This window comes from Emcibacter sp. SYSU 3D8 (assembly GCF_039655875.1).
In the GTDB taxonomy this organism is placed as follows: domain Bacteria; phylum Pseudomonadota; class Alphaproteobacteria; order SMXS01; family SMXS01; genus RI-34.
In genome coordinates this window covers 279,923-300,015 of sequence record NZ_JBBYXK010000003.1, presented here as the reverse complement: position 1 = coordinate 300,015, position 20,093 = coordinate 279,923, and the positions used below count along the sequence as shown (strand labels likewise).

Genomic DNA, 20,093 nt, shown 5'->3' with positions numbered 1-20,093 from the left:
CTCACCAGGTCCCGATACGGCAAACCCCACGATTCCCCAACGCGCGGCAGCCCCGCTGCTGCGCCACGCGGCACCCAAAAGGGTTTGTCAGCTGCGGGGCTTGGGAGGGCCGATGCGTTCCAGGTTCTGCTGCATCTTGCGCGCCTGATTGAGGCTCTGCTTGTACCGCCAGTTGCCGGGGTCGAGGTCGACCGCTTCGGCCAATTGCTCGACGGCCTTGGGCAGGTTCGAGTTCATCACCGAGATGCCCTGGCTGTAGAGCTGACCGGCCAGCTCCAGCCGCACAACATTGACCTTCGCCTCGATCGCCGGCTTTTCGCTATCCTCGGACATATCGGAAACCCGGTCCAGATAGGTCAGCGCGTCCCTGTAGCGGCCCTTGGCGCGGCTTTCGTCGATCAACTTGACGTAGGCGGATTTGCGGTAGCTGGCTGCCGACTTGTTGTTGGGGTTGCGCTTGAGAAACTGGTCCGAGATATCGATGACCTTGCGGTAGTCACCCCGCTTTAGCGGCACATTGACCTGAGCCTCGAATTCCTCGCTGGTGTCCTGCTCGCGTACCACGGTGGCGCGGTACTCGGTCATGGCCTCCTTGTCCTTCTTCCCCTGGTTGGCAAGCGCGAAAGCGCGGTCGATCTTGCGCAACCGGGTGACCGCTTCCTCGTCGCCGGGATCGAGCGACAGCATCTTGAGGAAGGCGGCCTGGGCTTGCCGGGTCTGCCCCCTGGACAATGCGGCGTCGCCCTCCCTGAGATATTCGGCCCGGCGGGCATCGATGATCTCGGACAGGTCGGCGACACGGCGGCGCGCTTCCTCGTCCTTGGGGTCGGCGGCGGCCACATAGCGCCATTCCCGCCGCGCCTCGACCAGCTTGCCGCGGAGTTCCAGGTCCCTGGCAAGCTGCTTCTTGCCGGTGATGAATCCGGCAAGCGCCGTGTCGTTGCCCGGCTGCACCGACACGGTTTCCCAATTACTGTTGGTGGTGCCGCAGGCGGCGAGCAGGAGGCCACTGAACACGGCCGGCAGGAAACTCGATTTCATCGGCCGGTCACCGCAACTTCATGTCGACGCGCACGGCGACATATTTCTTGAAGTCCGACAATTTGTCGTCGGAATAGACCATGTCCCGGCGCAGGATCAGCGGATCCGCAAAGGAGGGGTTGCCGCCGCGCTGCACCGTCGTGGCGGTGGCATATCCGCGCTCCTTCAGGATCGACAAAGCGGTCGGGCTCGTGTCGCCATAGGGATAGGCGAAATGCGTGATCGGCTTGCCGAGCTTGGCGGACAGCACGCCGTCGGGGACGACGATTTCCTGCGCGACCCGGTCCCCGTAGGCGGCGCCATTCGCTTCGTTCGGCAGCAGCGCCATGCTGGTATGGGTCTTGGAGTGGGATTCGATGTCGATCAGGCCGCTGGCTTCCATCTCGTTCATCTGCGCCCAGGTCAGCGACATGCCGGCGCCGATGAAATCGGAATAGACATATACCGTTGCCGGAAAGCCATACTTCTTCAGGATCGGAAACGCGACGTCGTAGGTCGAGCGATAGCCGTCGTCGATGGTGATGACCACCGACTTTTCCGCCAGCGCCTTGTCGCCGTTCAGAAAGGCGTGCAAGTCGGCCAGGTTGATCACCGAATAGCCGTTGTCCTTCAGATAGGCCATCTGCTGCTCGAAGGCGTTCTCCGAAACCTCCATCTTGTTGCGCGCGCGTTTGCCCGCGCCGAACTGGTGGTAACAGAGGATCGGGACGACCTGGTAGCCGTCGGCATCGACCGTCCATGCCTTGCCGGCGCGCAGCGGGATGATGACGATCTGCCCGGGTGTGAGTGACTGGGTCTCGTTCACCTCGGCAATGGCGCCGGACTTGTCCTCGTCGTTCAGATAGGTCTTCGCCAGGGTGCGCAATGTGTCCCCGCCGCCTGCGCGGACCAGCATGAAATCATCGGAGCGCGCCACGACCTTGTCGCGCGGCGCCTCGATCCGGACCTGCTCGGTGGCGCAGCCCGCCAGTATCGCCGCGAACGCCGCCACGGAAATCAGCCGCGTGAGAATCCTGGTCATCTCCATGAAATCAACGCTTTCTCGGCGACCGCGCGGCCGGCTTGGTTTCGTCCGGCTCCTCGGCGAAGGGATCGTTCTCATGCGCCGGTTCGGTCTCGTCGAACGGATTGTTCTCCGCGAACGGATTGTCTCCGCTGGCGGCAGGCGGCGCCGTTCCCTGCGGCGCGATCAACGTGGCGTCGATCACCGGCCGGACCGCAGGACCGACCGAAATGGCCGTCAGGTCGCTGTCCGTCGCCGGCGCATCGTCATCGTCGCGCCACATGGCGGGAATCGGCTTGTTCGAGACGTCGGGCACGTCGGTGTCGGCGGCGGCATGCTTGGCCACCAGGCCATTCAGCGCCTCGGCCATCCGATTGAACGAATTGAACAACTCGCCGATCTCGTCGCGCCGGACTTCCGAGATGCGCTGGTCGAAATCGCCGGCGGCCACCGCCAGCATCGACTGGCGCAACCGCTTCATGGGTTTGGCGATCAGGCCACCGAAGACGTAAAGCATGACCACCACCGCCCCCACAGTGACCACGACAAGCCCCATCATCAGCAGCCGGGTTATCGCCATCACCTGCTCGAGGCCGGCTTTCGACAGGCCCATGTAAATGCGGCCCACTTCCTTGTTCTGGAACAGGATCGGCGTATCGAAACGGAAGGTGCTGGTGCCGTCGGCCAACTCGACCGATGACGCGGTGACATCGGGCGAACGCTTCAGGATTTCAATGTTCTCGGGAGCCACATAAGGCTTTCCCGCCATCGCCGGATCGCTGGCGGCCCGGATGACACCGGTATGGTCGACGACCACAAGATTGGCGAAGGTCTCCCGCTCGCTTGCGTCCTGCACAAAGGTTTCCAGCCTGATCCAGTCTTCGCTGAGCACGGGAATGGCGGATTCCATGGCAATGAACTTCGCCAGCGAGGAGCCGGAATCCAGCTCCTGGTCCTGGATCGCCTTACCCAGGAAATGGAACACGCTGAACATCGCGCCGATCATGAACAAGGCGAGGATGCCGCCCATGGCGGCCGCCCACTTGACCTTGAGCGGGATGTACTTGTTGGCCGCGGCTTCCTGCTCCTGGTCGAGCAGCACGTTGAGCTCGCGCTGGAGCGCCTCGGCCACTTCCGCCCCGGTCTGGTAGCGCTTTTCCGGCCGCTTGTTGAGCATCTTGGTGACGATGCGCTGCAGGCCGACCGGCAGCTCGGGCGCGGTCTTCTTGATCGGTTCCGGGTCCTGCTGGGTAATCTGCAGCAACAGCGAGGTCATGGTGCTGGCATTGAACGCCTTGGCGCCGGTGAACAGCTCGTAAAGGATCACACCCAGCGAAAAAAGATCGGAGCGGCCATCCAGCTTCTCGCCCAGCGCCTGTTCGGGCGACATGTAGCGCGGCGTGCCGAGCACCGTCCCGGCGTGGGTCTTGCCCATGTCATCCGCGCCATCGCGCCGGGCAATGCCGAAGTCCGCCACCTTGATGGTTTCGCTGCCGCGCATGAACAGGATGTTGGCCGGCTTGATGTCGCGGTGGATGATGCCGAGCCGGTGGGCGTAGTCGAGCGCCTGGGCAAGCTGAATGCCGATGGAAACGATACGCTTGAGAGGAATCTTCTCGTTCTTCTCAAGCAGGTCGCTGAGCGTCTGCTCCTCGAGGAACTCCATGGTGATGTACGGCTTGCGCCCCACCCGGCCCACGTCGAAGATCGTCACGATGTTGGGATGCGAAATGGCCCCCGCCGCCCGCGCCTCGCGCAGGAAGCGGTTCATGTATTCCTCGTCGATGCACAATGCATCCTTGAGGACCTTGACCGCGACGGTCCGATCAATCTCGGGATCGTAGGCCTTGAAGACCTCGGCCATGGCGCCTTCGCCAATCATGCCATCGACCAGATACCGGCCGATCGACTTGGTCTCCGTAGTCTCAGCAGTCATGCAAGCCTCCTGCGCCCTTCCCCCTGAATCCTGAAAGGCCACCTTCATGCGGAGACAACTCTAGTGCAGGCAACAGGAATCAGCAAAGATTCTGCGCCGCAGCAAGCATTGCCCGCCACGAAGCCGTTGCGGCGCCGGAAGGACCGGAAGGCGGCCCCTAAGCACCTGTATTCGTTAGGGTCCGGCCGGCGGCAAGCGGTTCCAGCACGCCCCGCTCCGAACCCTCGATCACCACCGCGCCGACCGCCTTTGCATAAAAATCAGCCGGACCGACCCCACCGATGATCGAATAGGCATACCCTTGCGCCCGCTGCGCATGCAGCACCGACAGCAGCAACGCGCGGCCCACCCCCTGTGTCCTCGCGGCCTCCGCGACGCCCATCGGACCGAAGTAATTCCGGCAGGCCGCATCGTAGCAGGCGAAGCCGAGAAGCTGTCTGTTCTGCACCGCGATGTGGCACGCGGCCGGCAGACGGGCGAAAGCGACATCGACCTCGGCCGCCCAGCCGGGAAAACGCGCCGTCACCCAGGACAGCACGGAAGGGCGCTCGAGCACCAGCGCGGGACGCACGTCGATATCGATCGCCGCCATCCTGGCAAGCGCCTCGTCGAGGTCCGGAAGATCATAGAGCCTGGCAAGCATGTCTGGCATGCCCCGAGCCTAGATGATTCCGAGCCTGCAGTACCATCATCTTCTGTTGGAGTCGGGCGCGCGCGCGGGCCATAGTGCCTGCCAACAGAGACGGAGGACCGAATGGAACTGGGGCTGAAGGACAAGGTGATATTCATCGCCGGTGCGTCGCGCGGTATTGGCCGGGCCATGGCCGAGGCTTTTGCGCGCGAGGGATGCAAGGTGGCGATCACCGGCCGCACGGAAGAGTCGCTCGAAGAGGCACGCGCGGCACTGTCGGCCATCGGTGGCCGGGACGCGGTCGTGGCCGTTTCCGGCGACATGACGAAATCCGCCGATATCGCGCGCGCGCTCGACCGGACCGAGGCCAAGCTGGGCTCCATACATTGCGCCGTCGCCAATGTGGGCATCGGCCGGGCGCCGCTGGGTATCGACGTCAGCGACGACGACTGGGCAGCGGACATCGCCCAGAACCTGTCGGGCTCCATGTTCCTGGCGCGCGACGCGGTGAAGCGCATGCTGAAGCGTCAGCCCGCCGACCGCGACGGGGCCAACATCATCATGATCTCGTCCATTGCCGGTGTTGACGCCATGGGCACCGCGATCCCCTACGCAGCCACCAAGGCGGCGATCAACCACGCCGCCTGCGCAATGGCCAAGCTGGTGGGCAAGGACGGCATCCGCATCAACGCCATCGCGCCCGGCAACATTCTGTTTCCTGGCGGCGGCTGGGAAAAGATCACCTCCAGCCGTCCCGACGCATGGCAACGCTGGATTGATCGGGAAGTGGCGTTGCAGCGGTTCGGCAAGGTCGAGGAGATTGCCGACGCCGCGCTCTGGCTTGCATCGGACCGGGCCAGTTTCGTGACCGGGGCCACCATCGTCGTCGATGGCGGTCAGGTGCGCTAGCCGCCCCTGCAAAACAGAACGGGGCCGCGTCAACCGACGCGGCCCCGATCATTTGGCCATCGATGGATGGATCAGACGCGCTTGGAATCCTCGCGCGAGACCAGATTGTGCCAGCTGTGCATCGAGAGCAGGTGGCAGTAGATTACCGGCAGCGCACCGGCAGCGCGCAGCGCCTCGAAGGCATCGGCGGGAAGGGCGTTGAGCTTCTTCTCGTCGACCAGCTTGAACCCGGTCAGCGAGACCTTCTCGCCACTCTCGAGGGTAAAGGTGCCGCGGTTGCTGGTGAACAACTCGTACTTGCCGAGCAGCTTAGCCACCTCGTTCGTCTTCTGGAACTCGGCCTCATATGCCTGACAGAACTTGAGCGCGTTCTGGGTCACCTCGGTGCGCTTGCCGTCCAGGAAGAAGGGATTGTCGCGGTTTTCCATGATCCGCGCAGAGTTGCGTTCGATGCACAGGGTCAGCGTCTTCGAATTGGCATTGCGCATGAACACGAACGGATAGCGGCGGACATAGGCCGGCGCATAGATGCCCTTGGCCCAGCTGCCGTCATTCTCGATGAACAGGTTCGAGCCCTGGCGAAGGCCCAGAACGGCTACCGGGAACGGGTTGGCGGTGTCGGTGAACACGATCGGATAGTGGCGCACGGCCCGGGGCATTTCCGCCGCGTTGATCGGCAGCGAGTTCGCCGAACGGGCGAAATCGTACTTCGCCTCGGGAACGAGACTGATGTTCTTGTGCTTGTCGGCACGAAGCACCTCCGGCTTCTTGTAGAACAGCGGGAGGTTGCGTTCGGATTCCTTGGTGGTGGCTGTCGCCATGTGTAGATCTCTCATGCGCTGTTGGGGTCGTTCGAGTCGGGCAGTCTATGGGGCATGGCCGAAAAGTAAATCCCAGAATGCCGCGCGGGGGTGGTCCGCGCCTCCGAAACTCCAACTATTTCCTTGGGTTTTCGCCATTTTCACCCGCGTGTTCGGCACCGCCGCCGGTCCGGTTTTCGGTCTCAGAACTCGGTGTGGCCGCCTGCCGCGCCGCCCGGCGGCATGGCGCGCGGGATACGGACGAACAGCATCAGGACGATTGCCCCCAGCGAGGACAGCATGAGCCAGTGATAGCTGTTGAGGAAGCTGATCATCATCGCCTGGCGCGTCACCTCCTGGTTGAGGATCACCAGAGACTTGGTATCGGTCAGTGCCGAAAACGTTTCGGGCATACCGCCGAGGCGCCAGCTTTCAAAATATGGCGAGACGAACTGGACAAGTTCCGCATGATTGAGCTGGGTATATTGAGACAACAGCGCCACGCCGATCGACAGGCCCGCCGAGGTGCCCATGGCGCGGGTCAGGTTGAACATGGTCGCCGCCTCCACATGCAGGTGACGTGGCAGGCTGGCGAAGGCGATGGTGTTCAACTGGACGAACACCAGTCCCAGACCCAGTCCCTGGACGATGGCCGAGCGGATGATGTCCCATTGGCTGATGTCGGTGGACAGATGCGACAGGTCCCACAGGCCCAGCGCCGTCAGGGCAAGGCCGGCGATGACGATCCACCTGACGTCGATCCGGTTCATCAGGCGGGCGGACAGGATCATGCCGATCATCGTGCCGACCCCGCGCGGCGCCAGAACGTAACCGATGGTCAGGGCGGGATAGCCCATGACGTTCTGCAGCATGGGCGGCTGCAGCGCGACGGTGATGAACATGTTGGAGCTGACGACCACGAACAGCACCGAGCCGGTGACGAAATTGCGGTCGAGGAACAGCGCGCGGCTGACAAAAGGTTTGGCCGCCGTGACCATCTGTACCGTGAACATGTAGAACGCCAGCGCCGCCATGCCGGCGTAGATCTTGATCTCCGTCGACTCGAACCAGTGGACCGTTTCACCCCGGTCCAGCATCAGCTGGAACGAGGCGATGCCGATGATCAGCATGGCGAAACCGAACGTGTCGAAATAGGTGTCCGTGCTTGACTGGTATTCGTCGAGAAACACCCAGACACCGGCGATCGAGATCAGGCCGAACGGAACATTGACCAGAAACACCCAGCGCCAGTTGGAGACCTCGGTGATGTAGCCGCCAAGGGTCGGGCCCAGGATCGGCCCCAGCATCATGCCGACACCGATGATCGCCATCGCCTTGGCGAAGTATTCGCGGGGATAGATGCGCATCATCACCGCCTGGGCAAGCGGCAGCAGCGCGGCACTGGACAGCCCCTGCAGCGCGCGGAACAGCACCATCTGCTCAAGCGTCGCGGCCAAACCGCACAGCACCGACGTAAAGGTGAAACCGGCAAGCGAAGCCAGTAGGACCTTCTTCTGCCCTATGCGGGCCGCCAGCCAGCCGACGAGCGGTGTGCCCACTGCCGAGGCGACGATATAGCTGGTCAGCACCCAGGCAATCTGGTCCAGGGTCGCGGCGAGCGATCCCTGCATGTAGGGCAGCGCCACGTTGCAGATCGTGGTGTCGATCGACTGCATGGTGGCGCCGATCATGATGAAGATCACCACCATGGTGTTGCGGAAGCCGAGCCTGAACGGCTGGCCGTGAGCCGCGGCGGGCGCGGCCGCAGTCACCTGTCGCCGCCTCCAAGCGGCAGGCCGCGCTGGCGGCCGGTGTCGATCGACACATTGACGCTCATGCCGGCGCGCAGCGGCACCTTGCTGGTATCGCCGGTCAGTTCGAGCCGCACGGGCACCCGCTGGGTGATCTTGACCCAGTTGCCGGTGGCGTTTTGCGCCGGCAGCACGGAATATTCCGAGCCTGCCGCCGGCGAGATCCCGGACACGACAGCGCGCAAGGTCACATCGGGATAGGTATCGATTTCCAGCGTCGCAGTCTGGCCGGCCCGCACATGGGTGAGATCGGTTTCCTTGATGTTGGCCTCGACCCACATTGAATCGGTGGCCATCAGGGCGAACACCGTCTGACCGGCGGTGATATATTCACCGGGCTGCAGGCCTGTCTTGGCCACGATGCCGTTGACGCGGGTGTGCACCGTGGTGTTGCGCAGGTTGCGCTTTGCCTCCTCCAGCCTGGTCCGGGCGCGCAGTACCTTGGGATGTCTGGTGGCATCGCCGGCCAGACCGCCACCCAATTCGGCCATGACCGTCTCGATGCCACGGCGGGCAGTAGCGGCGCGGTTGCGGGCATCGGTAAGCCGGTGCTCCACCTCCTCGAGTTTGGCGCGCGAGATGGTGTTGGATTTGGCGAGCCGGGAATAGCGGGCGAACTCGTTCTGCTGGTATTCCACATCGGAGGACGCGGTGGCCAGTTCCGAACGCTTCATGTCGAGCTTTGCGCGCAGGGACTGAACATCAAGCCGCGCATCGGCCAGATCCGCCTCGGCTTCGGCAACGGCGATCTCATACGGCTCCGGATCGATCTGGAACAACGCGTCGCCAACCTTCACGGCCTGATTTTCGCGGATCATGATATCGATGACCTCGCCACTGACATTGGCGGCGACCGATACCATCCCTGCCCGGACATACGCATTGTCGGTGGTCACGTACCGCCCGCCCGACACATAAAGGTAACCGGCCACAAGCACCGCCACGAGCGGCCCCAGCACAAGCAGCGCTACCCGCACCGTGCGGCGGCGGCGCACTGGGCGCACCAGACTGTCTTCTCCCCGGTTTTCCGTCATACGTGCTTATTGTTCTTTGGCACGCAACGTTACCCGAATTCGGCAACAGTCAAAGCTGCTTTTTTGGCTCACCGGCCAACTTTGACCGCCATTGCCGAGGCGGCCAGTACACGAGGCCGACACGGGCCATCGGCGCGCCCAACGGGAACACCAGTCCGGCAGCACGAAACGCACTGGCGGCACGCGCCCCTAAAGCGGCGCAACCATACGGCTTGCGGAATAAAACACCGCACCGCAGGCGGGCGACCGGCTATTTCCCGATCTGCTTGGCTTGGCAGGCAGACCCCAGGAGCGTACGGCCGAATTGTCGGAGCGGCATCGCGGCACTGTCACGACCCGATTGGTCCCGGCGCGAGCAACGCTGCGCGCCGGGCCCGCGCCACCGGCCAACGGCCAACGACCAACGGGTACTAGGCCGCGCGCAGGTTCGCCGCCGCAAAGTCCCAGTTCAGCAGTTCGTCGATCACCGCATTCACATAATCGGGACGCACATTCTGGTAGTCCAGATAGTATGCGTGCTCCCACACATCGATGCACAGAAGCGGTACGGCGTCGCCGGCACAGAACGCCGGCATGGCATCGTGGGTATCGCGGACCTGCAGCGCGCCGCCTTCCAGGGTCACCCAAGCCCAGCCGCTGGCGAAATGACCCGTGGCCCGCTCCACCAGAGCGTCGCGGAAGCCGTCAAAGCCTCCGAATCCGGACTCCAGCAACCCGGTGAACGCCTCACCCGGCTTGCCGCCGCCTTCGGGCGACAGCGACTGCCAATAGAACGAATGGTTCCACGCCTGACCGGCCTGGTTGAACAGGGTGTCATGCTCGTCGTCGCCACACGTTTCCCGTACGATCTCCTCGAGGCCGAGGTCGGCAAACCGGGTGCCCTCGATCAGTTCATTGGTCTTCTTCACATAGGCGGCATGATGCTTGGTATGGTGGACCGTGAGCGTACGCTTCGAAATGCACGGCTCGAGCGCATCATAGGCATAGGGAAGATTGGGAAGCGTGATCATCGGCTACTCCGTCTTTTGATTCCGTGACACGGCCCCTTGCGCCGCGTTGGGCAAACAGGGAAAATTCCACGGGTGGGGGGATCGGTGGATTAACGCTGCCGCATGTCCCTGGTTCCAGAGGAATATCGGCGGCAAGGCGCATCAGGATCGGTTCATTCCGGGTTCAGCCCTTGTCTGGCAGACTGCAATATACAAGTGGAGCCGGCCAAGTAATCATCCTCTGCCGACTTCCACCGTCAACCCGCATAGGGAGAGACCGATGCGAAGGAGTGTAACGTCCACGCTGAAAGCGGCGCTAATTTCGGGCACGGCCTGTGCGCTGTTCATGGCTTCGTCGGCCTATGCTGCCGGCCGAGACGATGAAGAGAAGCAACGGTACAAGTTCGAACGTCAGGATCGAGGTGATCGGGGCCAGCGCGACGGCGAACGGCAGCAGCGAAAGCAGCGGGAACAGCCGCAGCAGCAACGCAACGTCACCCGCGAGCCACAGGACCGCGGCAGCGACGCGCGGCGCACCTACCAGCAGCGTCAGCAACAGCAACAGCAGACGGCGCCCCAACGCGCAGTCACGCGGGACCCGCAGGTCAATCGCGGCAACGACGCACGCCGGACCTACCAGCAGCAGCAGGGGCCGGCGCAGCGCGATGCGGTCCGGGACCCTCAGAACCGGCGCGGCAATGACAATTATCGCGGTCAGGCGCAGGACAACCGGCACGACCGGCGCAACGATCGCGGCAGCGCCCAGAACAATCAACGGGCAAACACCTGGGACAAGCAGGACAAGCGCGACTACAGACAGGAGCGCCACGACGACAAGCAGGACCACAAGCAGGACCGCCGCGGTGACCGCGCAGACCGGAAGGACGAGCGCCGGGCCGGCACCTGGGACAAGCAGGACAAGCGCGACTACAAGCAGGAGCGCCGCAGCGACAAACAGGACTATAAGCAGGACCGCCGCGAGGCCCGCGCCGATCGCCATGACGCGCGCAACTGGCGCAACGACCGCTGGCGCCATGATCGCAACGACTGGCGCCATGACCGGCGCACATGGGAGCGCCGCTGGTACGACCGCAACCGGCGTGATCGCGGCTGGGTCTGGCATCGCGCGCCGCACCGCAACTACGCATGGTACCGTCCGGGCTTCTCGATCGGCTACCTGCCGAGCGGCTATCGTCCCCTGCGGGTAGGCTACCGCGACTATTACTATTACCAGGGACTCTACTACTCGCGCGGATCGAGCGGCTATACGGTCGTGACGGCACCGTTCGGCGCCTTGCTGGCGTCTCTGCCGGTGGGCTACAGCACGCTCTATTACGATGACGAGCCGTATTATTATTACTATGGCACCTATTATGTCTGGGATGCGCGCTACGGCCAGTACCAGGTTGTCGCGCCGCCCGAGGGCCTGGCGGTGGACTATCTCCCCGACGGCTATGAGACTGAATATCGTGGCGGCGACCTGTATTACCGCTACGGCAATACCTGGTACCGTCCCGATTATCGGGATGACGGCAGCGAAGTGTTCATCAGCGTCCGCTTCTGAGCCAAAGCAACGAGCGCCCGCCCGGGACCTGCCGGGCGGGCTTTCGTTTGCCCTGCATCAAGCAGCCTGGCGAGTGATCGCAGTACTGCAGAATTGATCGGATTTCCGCATTCCGGTGATGTCACGTCATTGCAGGATCGTCTAATCTCGCGGCCCATAGGGCGTGCGGGGGGATGATTGTTGATTGACCTGACGAGGCGGAGCCTTCTGGCAATGGGCGCGGGCGCGCTGGCATTGCCGGTGCTGGGCCATGCACAGGTGCCGCGCCAGGCGTCCAATGTGCTGTTCATCTGCGTTGACGACCTGAATGAATGGGTCGGCTGCCTGGACACAAACAAGGCGACACGGACCCCGAATATCGACCGCCTCGCCGCCTCAGGCACCCTGTTCCGGAATGCCTATACGCCCGTTCCCACCTGCAAACCCGCGCGAGAAAGCGTGCTGCGCGGCCTTCTTCCCATGCGCACCGGCGTCTATACCAATGAAGATACGGTGCCGGGTTGGCTGCGCGCCCGCACCAACCTGCCCCGGCTGTTCCGCCGGGCAGGCTACCGGTCCCTGGGCGGCGGGAAGGTCTTTCACGGCAAGTTCCATTATGCAGGCCTCAATACGCTCGGCCGGCGCTCGGCACTCTGGCAGGAGGAATACGCCCAGGACGACGACTGGGACGAATTTCACCACTTCGACCACGAGTGCCTGCCCGATCCCTGGCCGGCAGCAGGCATCGACCGCCGCGAATTCGACTGGGGCGAGGCGCCGCCGGCTCATGCGACGCCCGATGAACGCCTGGCCGACTGGGCGACCGGCATCCTCCGCAAGCCAAGCGACAAACCGTTCTTCCTGACCGTCGGCATCTACAAGCCCCATGCGCCCTGGTACGCCCCGAAGGAATTCATCGACCTGATCGATGACGACGAGATTCCAATGCCGGTCAATCCGCCCGAGGCGATGAAGCGGCTTTATCCTGCCTATGACAGCAGCCGCTACCGCGATCCGATCGAGAAGAAGGGTTTGACGAAGGCCGCCATCAAGGGCTACCTGGCCGCAACCGCCTATGCCGACCATCAGATCGGCCGGATCATCGACGCACTGCATGCCGGTCCGCATGCCGCGAACACCCATGTGGTCCTGTGGAGCGATAATGGCCATCACCTGGGAGAAAAGCGGCAATGGGGCAAGCAGACATTGTGGGAGCAATCCACCCATGTGCCGATGATCATTGCGCCGGTCGGCGGTGCCGCCGGCCAGCACTGCGACCATTGCGTCTCGACCGTCGACCTGATGCAGACGGTCTGCGGGCTCGCCGGCATCACGCCGCCCGGCGACGTGGACGGTCGGGACCTGGCGCCGCTGCTCGCCGCGCCCGACATGCCCTGGCACTATCCAGCGCTCTCCATCAAGGGGCCTGACACAGTCTCGCTCAGATACGGCCCCTACCGCTACACGCGCTACTCCACGGGAGCGGTCGAACTCTACGATCACCGCGACGACCGCAAGGAGTGGAACAACCGGGCCGACAATCCCGCCTACGCGCCCGTGGTCCGTCAATTCGAGGGATTGTTCCCAAAGCGTTTCACCGAACCGGCAAGCGGCCCATTGACCACCAAACTGCGCCGTAGACTGGAAAACTACACGGACTGGATCAACACCGCCGTTACACTGCCCGATCCCTGCGGCGGCTAGGTTCGCTGTCTAGTAGGCATTCTTCTGGAACAGGACAACCGAGGCTGTACGGAGCAGGATCTGCAGATCCAGCCATAAGGACCAGTTGTCCACATAAGCGAGATCGTAGGCAACGCGCCGCTGCATGTCCTCGATGGACCGGGTTTCGCCGCGGGCGTCATGCACCTGCGCCCAGCCGGTGATGCCCGGCTTGATCTTGTGACGCGCCAGATAGTCGTCGATCCGGGCGGCAAATTCGGCGTTCATGTCGACGGCATGTGGCCGCGGCCCGACCAGCGACATATCACCGCGCAGCACGTTCAGCAATTGCGGCAACTCGTCGATGCTCGAGGCGCGAAGGAAACGCCCGATGCGGGTAATGCGCGGGTCGCCGCGGGTTGCCTGCCTGAAGCCGGCCTCGCCATTTGCATACATGGTGCGGAACTTGAGGATCGAGAACTCGCGTCCCTGGAACCCGATCCGGCGCTGCACATAGAATACCGGCCCCGGTGAATCGAGCTTGATCAGGATCGAGACTGCGGCAAGCATCGGCAGCAGCGCAAGCAACAGAGTCGTGGCCAGCAGGTAGTCAGCCACCAGCTTGATGATCCTGCCGTGCATGGAAAGCGGACTGCGCATCAGGTTCATGGCCGGCAGGCCGCCCAGCGTCGCGATAGGCCGGCCGATCCATTCGTGCCCCAGCCGAGGCAGCATCAACTCAACATCCAGCGCCAGGCTGCGGAGAGAGGCGACGCAGAGGTCGATGGTCTGCGGTTCGCGCCAGTTGAACAGCAGCACCACCCGGTCAGGCGACAAGGTCTCGGCCATTTCCGCAAGATGCTCCACGCCGTTCCGCACGGGACAGCCGTCGACCGACACCGGCATCTGGTTACCGATGGTCACCACGCCAAGGACCTTGAGCATGCGGGTGTTCTTCGAGGCCAGCCATGCCGAGAAGCTTGCGATGCGCTCGGGATCCCCCACCAGCAACAGCCGGTCGCACAGCGCGCCATTGTCCTGGGCCGCGCGGACGAACGCGGCCCGGACGAAGAACCAGACAACCAGCCCTGCGGTGCTGATCGTCATCCATAAGGTGAACCAGACTCGGGAGAAATCGGCGGACGTCTTGGACCCGAACCCGATACCCAGCAGGATCAGGGTCACCAAGAGCTGGGCGCCGATCAGCATCATGGTCTGCTGCGCGCGCCTGGCGTAGGTTTCCAGCGCGTAAAGCCGCCGCCAGCGGAAGATGTTCACGGAGAGGATGGCGCCCAGGAACACCGGGAACAGGTAGTTCGGGGCCAGCTCAAGCTCGCCGAACTTCAGTTGCGAGGCGATGATGGCGGCAGCCAAGATGACAATGACATCGCCGGCCATGGCCGCGAGTTCAATCGTTCTTGGCGTCCAACGGAAGTCCGTTGCCCGCGTCGCCGCTGCGCCGTTGATGGCGACCCCCTCTTTGCCCAATTGAAGCACGCGCCTTTGACCTCGTCCGCGCCTACTTTTCTGCCCCAGGTGATTTTGCGGGCAAATGGCCATCGTTGCCAAGCCAAAACACCCCTGTACCCCAAGGTGAGATGATTGCGCATGGATCGACTGCCAGTGTATGCCATGCCAGCGCATAATCGCGAACGAGGGATTCCCGTCCGTTGCAGAAGCCCGAGAAATCCGAAGACGGACTGACCTTCGGCGACGACATCGGCGAGCTCAAGCGAAAGTCGTTCCGCGGCGGCATGGCGTTCGCCATTGCGCAGGCGTGCCAGATCGTCCTGCAGGTGGTCTCGACGGTTGTTCTCGCGCGCCTGCTTACCCCAGCCGATTTTGGCCTTGCCGCCATGGTGGCGCCGTTCGCGGTCGCCATCGCGGTCATCAGCGATCTTGGGCTGGGCCAGGCGGTCGTACAGCGCAGGGAACTGACATCCGCTCACCTGTCGAACCTGTTCTGGGTGTCGTTGGCATTTCACCTGGTATTGCTGGTGATTTTCCTGGCGCTGACACCGCTGGTGGGCATGTTTTACGATCGGCCGGTTCTGACCACCGTAGCAGCGGTCTATTGCAGCCTTTTCCTGATCAACGGCCTTGGCAGCCTGCACAGATCCGTGCAGACCCGGCGGCTGCAGTTCGGACGGTTGGGCGCGTTCCGCTTCTCGTCCATGCTTTTCGGCATCTGCGTGGGCATCTTCATCGCAGCGCAATGGCATACGTTCTGGGCGCTGGTGGCAATTCCCGTCGCCACCAGCCTTGCCGGTCTGACGCTGTCATGGCTTGGCAGCGGCTGGCGGCCGGGCTTGCCAGACCGGCGCGTCGAAGTGCGCAGCATGATCGGCTTTGGCGGCAACGTCGCGTCGGTCAGGATCATGAACTTCATCTCCAGCAATGCCGATTCCGTGATGATCGGCAAGCTGTGGGGTGAAGTGGCGTTGGGCTATTACGACCGCGCCTACCGCCTGATGGTCACGCCCACCAACCTGATCACCGCGCCTCTCGCCAATATGGCGCCGACCGTGTTCGCCCGATTGTTCGACAACCCGGAGAGCTATCGCCGCGCGGTGCTGGGCCTGATGCGCCTGGTGCTGCTGGCCGCCATACCGGCGATGGCCTTCGCAATCGTGATGGCGCCGCAACTCATCCCCCTGGTCTACGGCGACGCATGGGACCAGGTGATACCGATCTTCCAGGCATTCGGCATCGCCGCCCTGTTGCGGTTTCAACTGGTCATGCTGGAATGGCTGTTCGTGGCCGAGGACCGAACCCGGGAATTCAGAAACTGGGCGGTTATCAGGACCGTTCTGATGGTCGGCTCTTTCGCTGTCGGGCTGCCCTGGGGCGGCCTGGGCGTTGCAACCGCCTATGCCGGCGCCATGCTCTTCCTGATGCTTCCCTGGCTAATATTCGTCGTGACCAGGCGCTCGCACATCCGGATCGCCGACATCGGCCTGACTTTTGCCGTTTTCCTGCCCGGCACGATTGTCGCCGTGGGCGCCATGGTGGCGGTCACGGCCACAACCACGCTGCCCGAATGGGCCACCCTGCTGGTCTGCCTGGCGCTTTCCTACGGTATCATCTGGGCGGCCGCCTGGCTGTTTCCCGCCGGCCGCCGTTCATTCAGGCTGGGGTTGGAGGTCCTGCGTCATGCGAGGCCAGTGCCGCCGGAGGCGGTCTGACCGACGCTTGCCCCAAGACCGTAGCGGCGTTGTTGCCTGCGCGCACCGCTGGTATAACGCCCCGGTCCGGCCGCATGCGAGGGTAGTAGTGGCGCCAACGAGAACAACGACTGCCGACCCCATCAAACGCCGGTCGGTCCGCCACATCGTCATCGGCGGGGTCCCGACGGCTGTCCTGGGATCGCAGGGTCTGGCCGACCGCATGGTTGCCGATTGCCTGGCGCACCGGGCGCAACCCGATCGCTGGCCGACCATGGTTTTCTCCACCAATGGCCATACCTTGTCGATGGCGGCCGTCAACCGGCGTTTCCGGGACAACCTGCTGAAGGCGGATATCATCCACGCGGACGGCGGCGTCATCGTCGCCGCATCCCGCTTCACCGACGCGAACATTCCGGAACGGACCGCAACCACCGACTTCATCCACCAGGCCGGGCAATCGGCAGTGGATGCCGGCGGTCTTCGGTTTTTTCTGCTCGGCTCGCCGGAGGACATCAACCGCGCCGCCGGCGAGAGGCTGGAAGCGCTTTACCCTCATGTGACCATCGTGGGACAGCACCACGGCTACTTCAAACCTGAAGATGAAGCGGAGATTTGCGACCTGATCAACAGCTCGGGCGCCGACGTGGTCTGGGTCGGGCTGGGCAAGCCGCTCGAGCAGGAATTCTGCGTGCGCAACCGGAGCCGCATCCGCGCCGGCTGGATCATCACCTGCGGCGGCTGCTTCCACTACCTGACGGGCGACTACCGGCGCGCGCCGGTGTGGATGCAGCGGTGGGGGCTTGAATGGCTGCACCGCATGGTGTTCGGCCCCAGCTACCTGATTGCCCGCTATCTGACGACCAATCCTCATGCGATCTACCTGATCGCCACCCGCACCCGCCGAAAGCCAGAGTAGACCGCCGCCGCATTCCTAGAGCGAACCGCGCCGAATGCTGCCATCAATGACGTCCGGCGGCGCCTGCATCCGGGACGCAGCGGCTTCCGGTCCGGCAAGTCGCCATTTCGTCGCGACCAGCCCCGTGGTGAACAAGAGCCAGGTTATCTCGGAATGCACGAAGATGGCCTTCTCGGCGATGCTGTAGATGAGGATGAACACCAGCAGCCCGCCATAGAACTGGGCCATCGGATCGTCATGCTTAAGTCCGTAACGGGTCACCCGGATGAACGCCTGGATCAGCAAGGCCGCCAGGCAGGCCAGCCCGACAAAGCCCAGTTCCAGCCAGGCGTCCAGATAGCCGTTGTGGCCATTGCCGATAATCGTGTTGCCACTGCCGAACATATTGAAGAATGCCCCGGCGGCATTGCTTTCGATCCAGAAGGATTCGTAGCCCACTCCAAAGACCGGATTAAGCCAACCCTGCTCGTAGGCCGCGCTCCAGATGAAGATCCGGTTGGTGAGCGTGTCGTCCCGTTGCAGGATATCGAACACCTCGCTTGAATAGAACGGCAAGGTCAACACCAGCACGGCGGCGAACAGCGCCCCAACGGCCAGCTTGGCAGGAAGCGGTGCGTCGAAGGGGGTTCGCGACCAGACGACGACGATGCTGACGAAAGCACCAAAGACGGCAGCGAAAGACGTCGCCGCCTGCGCCTGGAAGGTGCAGAGCGCGAACAGCCCGAGCACCAGGACGTCATATCGCTGCAAGCCCCAATTCGCCCGCCGCAGGCACCAGACCACAAGCATGCCCAGCGCCATGAAACGGCCAAAGGAGGTATTGATGCTGCAAACACCTTTCCACCAGCCCAGCTTGCGGCCGTACATTTCACGGCCCAGTTCGGGGACGAAGAGCGCTGCTATAACGCTCGCGATCGCGACACAAAACAGAGCCCAGGCTGCAAGCCGCAAAATATCCGTCGGCGGGAAGCGTAGTACGAGATAGAGACAGAAGGTCGTTGTCAGGGCGAAAGCCATCGAGCGTCTCAGCGCCGTTGGCGGGTCCACCGACCAGAAGGTGGATGCAACGATATATGCCACGACCACGAGCAATAACTTGTTTTGCACGAGCAGCTTCGGAAGATCCCTGACGTGATGCACGAGAAGCAGCAGCACCGCGGTGCCATAGAGGATCGCCAGCCACGTGAAGCGGGCTGGTGAGCTGTCATTGAGCGCGTTTTGACCGCCGCTGTTGCCCAAGGCGAACAGGCTGTCAAATCCACGACAGCATGTAATCATGACAAGAATGACGAATACGCGTTCCCAGGCTGGCGCCTTCGCTACCGAAGAAAAGCTCGTCTGATTGCTCACGCCGCGAAACCCATATGTGCCAACGTCCGCTCCGATACATACCCCGTGTCGCGACCGCCCGATAGAGTGGCACGCCAAAACTTCCCGCTCATTCCTGCCCCGCGACCTGCTCGAACCCGTCAATCATCCGGTCGAACGTGAAGTGCCGCGCCCGCTCTCGCGCCGCGTCGGACAGACATTGCCGCAATCCTGGGTCACCCAGCGTACGCCGGATGGCGTCGGTCCATGCATTTGGATCATTGACAGGCAGCAAGATGCCAGCGTCACGCCCATCCGGTCCGCGCAAGGTCTCGATCTGCTCCGGAATATCGCTGGCGACGATCGGCATGCCTTCGGCCATGGCCTCGAGCAGCGCGTTGCTCTGACCCTCGAATGTCGACGCAAGCGCAAACAGGTCGCAGGCGCGGAACAGGTCCGACAGCGCTTCCTTCGACAGATGGCCAAGCAGGTGAAGCCGGTCGGACATCCCCAGCGCGGCAGCCTGGCTTTCCAGCGCCGCCTTCCGCTGCCCGCTGCCCGCCACGACGAGGTGGGTTCGCTCGAGTCTCGACACGGCATCGATCAGCAGCGGATAGTTCTTCTGATCGGCAAGGCGTCCCACCGCAAGGACGATGCCCTCTTCGGCCGGAAGATTGAACGCCGCCCGGGCCTGTGCGCGGCCCATGGGACTCGGAATACGGCTTACGCCGTTGTGGATAACCCGGACCTTCCTGCGGTAGGCCAGCGGATAGCCGGCCACCGATGCTTCCACCGCATTCGACACGGCGGCAATGCCGGTATAGGCGCCGATAGTGCCAAGTACCCGGTCGAGAAACCGCAGCACCGGCTTGTATTCACTGCAGACGACCCGGTGCGCCGCCACGCGACCGCGCACGCCGGACAGAACGGCCACCACCTGCCCCAGCACATGGGCCAGCGGCGAAAAGCTGATGACCGTGTCCGGACGAAAGCGCCGCAGCCGCCTGAACAATAGCCAAGGGATCAGGAGGTAACCCAGCGATACCGACACGTCCCTGTCGATCACCAGCGCGCACGGACCCGGCGGCAGAGGATGTTCGGACCTGCGGTACAGGTACAAGACTTCGACCTCGTGTCCTCGCGCCTCAAGGGCCGCTGCGATTTTCGCCGCCACCTGAGGCGCCCCCCCCAGCGACCAGAAAGAGACAACAAATGCAATGCGGCGCTTTTGCAGGCTCATGGGCGCCGCATCGCATGGAACCAAAGGCTTCAGCATGCGCGCATAGCCGCCCGACCCGCCTCAATCCCCCACGAAATTACTGCCTCCTAAGATACGCTGCCCC

Annotated in this window: 16 protein-coding genes; 5 read left to right on the top strand and 11 right to left on the bottom strand. The window is 63.3% G+C overall.

Annotation, left to right across the window (positions count from 1 at the left end):
* Window positions 1-87: 87 nt before the first annotated feature.
* From WJU21_RS12475 to WJU21_RS12460, 4 genes are all read right to left on the bottom strand, one after another.
* The gene (locus WJU21_RS12475) at window positions 88-1,041 is read right to left on the bottom strand and encodes a hypothetical protein (protein WP_346323767.1); all 954 of its coding nucleotides are present in this window, start codon (window positions 1,039-1,041) and stop codon (window positions 88-90) included.
* Window positions 1,042-1,048: 7 nt separating this feature from the next.
* Window positions 1,049-2,062 (bottom strand): polysaccharide deacetylase family protein, encoded by a 1,014-nt coding sequence (locus tag WJU21_RS12470; RefSeq protein WP_346323766.1) that lies wholly within the window; start codon window positions 2,060-2,062, stop codon window positions 1,049-1,051.
* A 10-nt stretch (window positions 2,063-2,072) separates the two neighbouring features.
* Window positions 2,073-3,980: a protein kinase gene (locus WJU21_RS12465; RefSeq protein ID WP_346323765.1), complete on the bottom strand. Its 1,908-nt coding sequence runs from the start codon at window positions 3,978-3,980 to the stop codon at window positions 2,073-2,075.
* 157 nt (window positions 3,981-4,137) lie between these two features.
* Window positions 4,138-4,623, bottom strand: a complete 486-nt coding sequence (locus tag WJU21_RS12460; protein WP_346323764.1) for a GNAT family N-acetyltransferase — start codon at window positions 4,621-4,623, stop codon at window positions 4,138-4,140.
* A gap of 111 nt (window positions 4,624-4,734) precedes the next feature.
* Between WJU21_RS12460 and WJU21_RS12455 the strand changes: the two genes are divergently transcribed.
* A complete protein-coding gene (locus WJU21_RS12455; RefSeq protein ID WP_346323763.1) occupies window positions 4,735-5,520 on the top strand; it encodes an SDR family oxidoreductase in 786 nt (261 codons plus the stop codon).
* Between the two features lie 71 nt (window positions 5,521-5,591).
* Here WJU21_RS12455 and WJU21_RS12450 read toward each other — a convergent pair whose 3' ends face one another.
* The 4 genes from WJU21_RS12450 to WJU21_RS12435 form a co-directional block, all read right to left on the bottom strand.
* Complete coding sequence (locus tag WJU21_RS12450) at window positions 5,592-6,341, bottom strand: SapC family protein (RefSeq protein ID WP_346323762.1); 750 nt, start codon at window positions 6,339-6,341, stop codon at window positions 5,592-5,594.
* A gap of 182 nt (window positions 6,342-6,523) precedes the next feature.
* A complete protein-coding gene (locus WJU21_RS12445) occupies window positions 6,524-8,092 on the bottom strand; it encodes a DHA2 family efflux MFS transporter permease subunit (RefSeq protein ID WP_346323761.1) in 1,569 nt (522 codons plus the stop codon).
* Window positions 8,089-9,135 carry an HlyD family secretion protein gene (locus tag WJU21_RS12440; protein ID WP_346323760.1) on the bottom strand — a complete coding sequence of 349 codons (1,047 nt, stop codon included), beginning with the start codon at window positions 9,133-9,135 and terminating at the stop codon, window positions 8,089-8,091. Before WJU21_RS12440 ends, WJU21_RS12445 begins: the two co-directional genes overlap by 4 nt.
* A gap of 440 nt (window positions 9,136-9,575) precedes the next feature.
* A complete protein-coding gene (locus WJU21_RS12435) occupies window positions 9,576-10,175 on the bottom strand; it encodes a superoxide dismutase (RefSeq protein WP_346323759.1) in 600 nt (199 codons plus the stop codon).
* Between the two features lie 259 nt (window positions 10,176-10,434).
* Here WJU21_RS12435 and WJU21_RS12430 point away from each other — a divergent pair, with 259 nt between their 5' ends.
* A complete protein-coding gene (locus tag WJU21_RS12430; protein ID WP_346323758.1) occupies window positions 10,435-11,718 on the top strand; it encodes a DUF6515 family protein in 1,284 nt (427 codons plus the stop codon).
* A 180-nt stretch (window positions 11,719-11,898) separates the two neighbouring features.
* Window positions 11,899-13,401, top strand: coding sequence for a sulfatase (locus WJU21_RS12425; RefSeq protein ID WP_346323757.1), 1,503 nt, complete (start codon window positions 11,899-11,901; stop codon window positions 13,399-13,401).
* 9 nt (window positions 13,402-13,410) lie between these two features.
* Here WJU21_RS12425 and WJU21_RS12420 read toward each other — a convergent pair whose 3' ends face one another.
* Window positions 13,411-14,757 carry an undecaprenyl-phosphate glucose phosphotransferase gene (locus tag WJU21_RS12420; RefSeq protein ID WP_346323756.1) on the bottom strand — a complete coding sequence of 449 codons (1,347 nt, stop codon included), beginning with the start codon at window positions 14,755-14,757 and terminating at the stop codon, window positions 13,411-13,413.
* Between the two features lie 272 nt (window positions 14,758-15,029).
* Here WJU21_RS12420 and WJU21_RS12415 point away from each other — a divergent pair, with 272 nt between their 5' ends.
* Window positions 15,030-16,544 carry a lipopolysaccharide biosynthesis protein gene (locus tag WJU21_RS12415; RefSeq protein WP_346323755.1) on the top strand — a complete coding sequence of 505 codons (1,515 nt, stop codon included), beginning with the start codon at window positions 15,030-15,032 and terminating at the stop codon, window positions 16,542-16,544.
* An 88-nt stretch (window positions 16,545-16,632) separates the two neighbouring features.
* Entirely contained in the window at window positions 16,633-17,442 is an 810-nt protein-coding gene (locus WJU21_RS12410) for a WecB/TagA/CpsF family glycosyltransferase (RefSeq protein WP_346323754.1), read from the top strand.
* Window positions 17,443-17,457: 15 nt separating this feature from the next.
* On the opposite strand, the gene WJU21_RS12405 is transcribed toward WJU21_RS12410, so the two are convergent.
* Together WJU21_RS12405 and WJU21_RS12400 are read right to left on the bottom strand one after the other, a co-directional pair.
* Entirely contained in the window at window positions 17,458-18,792 is a 1,335-nt protein-coding gene (locus tag WJU21_RS12405) for an O-antigen ligase family protein (RefSeq protein WP_346323753.1), read from the bottom strand.
* Window positions 18,793-18,880: 88 nt separating this feature from the next.
* Entirely contained in the window at window positions 18,881-19,990 is a 1,110-nt protein-coding gene (locus WJU21_RS12400; protein WP_346323752.1) for a glycosyltransferase family 4 protein, read from the bottom strand.
* Between the last annotated feature and the right edge of the window lie 103 nt (window positions 19,991-20,093).